Below are 2065 nucleotides of genomic sequence, written 5' to 3'. Positions count from 1 at the left end.
TCGCCGCGCCATCCTCGGCGGGGCGAGAATCCTTCACCTGCGTATCTTCCGACTGGCAATAGGGACAGCGCATGGAGAAGCCTTTGGTTGGCGAATCTGGTGAAGCGAAAGGCTTAGAGGTTTTTGCAGCGATGGCAAAGTGTCGCCAACAGCTCCCTCGCCCTTCAGAGATAGCGAGGCGCAAGCAGGATTGCCAGCCTCGCCAGCAGCCGCACAGCGTACCGATGTCTTCAGGGAGCAACGTCGGCGGTCGGAAACCCGCACGATGCGCCGAGACTACGATAGGCCTTGGTGAAGCCGTCCATGGATATGCTTCCAACCGGCGCATCGCCGAAGGAGACGTCAAGCACCGATGCCCGGCGCATGGCGCGCAGGAGCGCCAGGCTGGTCTTGGACTGGTTGTCGACGGTCCAACTGAGCCGGCCGTTGACGGCGCCATCGGAATGGAGCTTGGCAGTGACGCGGCCCTTGTCGTCGCCGAAAGTGGCGGCAACCGACTTGCCGGCCGGCAAGGCCTTGTTGTCGACGGCGATCGTTACGGACGGGTAGGCATCCGGCGGCAGTGCATCGCCGTTCGTGATGATGAGCGTCAGAACGCCGCTCTCGCCGCCAGCGCCGATAAAGGCGGTCGAGGCCGCGCAGGTCTTGCGCAGATCCTCACCGGTGTCGACCTCGTCGACCAGGGTCGACCATCTGCCAAAGGTTTCGAGCTTGGGTGCCGTCTGGGCGGGCGCCGCGGGCTCGGGCTGAGGTGCGGGTTGCGCAGGAGCGGGTTGCGCGGGCGCGGCTTGAGCAGGGGCGGTTTGCGCCAAGGCGTTGCCGGGGAAAGGCCCGGCGATCAAAGCAGCCAGAGCGCCAACGGCGCCAAGGTCGGCGAAACGAAATGGTCGCATCATCAAGGCTCCTGTCGGTCGCCCCGGCCTGCTGAAACGACGCTTGTCGTTGCAGCAGGCCGCAAAACTTCCTATCGCGTCAGCCGAGATAGGGATAGAGCGGGAAGCGATCGGTCAGCGCCACGACCTTGGCCTTGACCGCTGCTTCGACGGCGGCATTGCCCTCGTCGGAATTGGCGACCTTGAGACCATCCAGCACTTCGGCGATCAGCTTGCCGATCTCCCGGAATTCGGCCTGGCCGAAGCCGCGCGTGGTGCCGGCCGGGGTGCCGAGACGCACGCCCGAGGTGACAAAAGGCTTTTCCGGGTCGAACGGAATACCGTTCTTGTTGCACGTGATGTTGGCGCGGCCCAGCGCCGCCTCGGCGCGCTTGCCGGTGGCGTTCTTCGGACGCAAATCGACCAGCATCAGATGGTTGTCTGTGCCGCCGGAGACGATGTCGAGACCGGTTTCCTTGAGGCTGGAGGCGAGCGCCTTGGCGTTGGCGGCAACGCTCTCGGCATAGACCTTGAAGCTTGGCTTCAGCGCTTCGCCGAAGGCAACCGCCTTGGCGGCGATGACATGCATAAGCGGGCCGCCCTGCAGGCCGGGGAACACCGCCGAATTCATCTTCTTGGCGATGTCCTCGTCATTGCACAGGATCATGCCGCCGCGCGGGCCGCGCAGCGACTTGTGCGTCGTGGTCGTCACGACATGGGCATGCGGCAGCGGCGACGGATGCACGCCGCCGGCGACCAGCCCGGCGATGTGCGCCATGTCGACCATCAGATAGGCGCCGACCGCGTCGGCGATCTCGCGAAAACGCTTCCAGTCCCAGACGCGGGAATAGGCGGTGCCGCCGGCCAGGATCAGCTTCGGCTTGGTTTCATGCGCGGTCTTCTCGATGGCATCCATGTCGAGCAGATGGTCGTCCTGGCGCACGCCATAGGAGACGACCTTGAACCATTTACCGCTCATGTTGACCGGCGAACCGTGGGTCAGATGGCCGCCGGAATTGAGGTCGAGGCCCATGAACGTGTCGCCCGGCTGCAAGAGCGCCAGGAAGACGGCCTGGTTCATCTGGCTGCCGGAATTCGGCTGGACATTGGCGAAGTTGCAGCCGAACAGCTTCTTGGCGCGCTCGATGGCCAGTTCCTCGGCCACGTCGACAAACTGGCAGCCGCCGTAGTAG

At 64.6% G+C, this 2065-nt stretch carries 2 protein-coding genes and 1 pseudogene; all 3 read right to left on the bottom strand.

All coding sequences use genetic code 11. The annotated features are described in order from the left end of the window. Nucleotides 1-73 (bottom strand): annotated as a pseudogene (locus tag EN884_RS34265) (transcriptional regulator NrdR); the annotation flags it as partial. 157 nt (nt 74-230) lie between these two features. Beyond that, nucleotides 231-896: a hypothetical protein gene (locus tag EN884_RS34260; RefSeq protein WP_024504683.1), complete on the bottom strand. Its 666-nt coding sequence runs from the start codon at nt 894-896 to the stop codon at nt 231-233. A gap of 76 nt (nt 897-972) precedes the next feature. Continuing rightward, the coding region (glyA, locus tag EN884_RS34255; RefSeq protein WP_164895362.1) for a serine hydroxymethyltransferase at nt 973-2065 on the bottom strand (1093 nt) is incomplete at its 5' end.

Origin of the sequence: Mesorhizobium sp. M7A.F.Ca.AU.001.01.1.1, from assembly GCF_004022735.1 — a bacterium.
GTDB classification, from domain to species: Bacteria; Pseudomonadota; Alphaproteobacteria; order Rhizobiales; family Rhizobiaceae; genus Mesorhizobium; species Mesorhizobium ciceri.
This window is presented reverse-complemented; position numbering and strand designations above follow the sequence as displayed.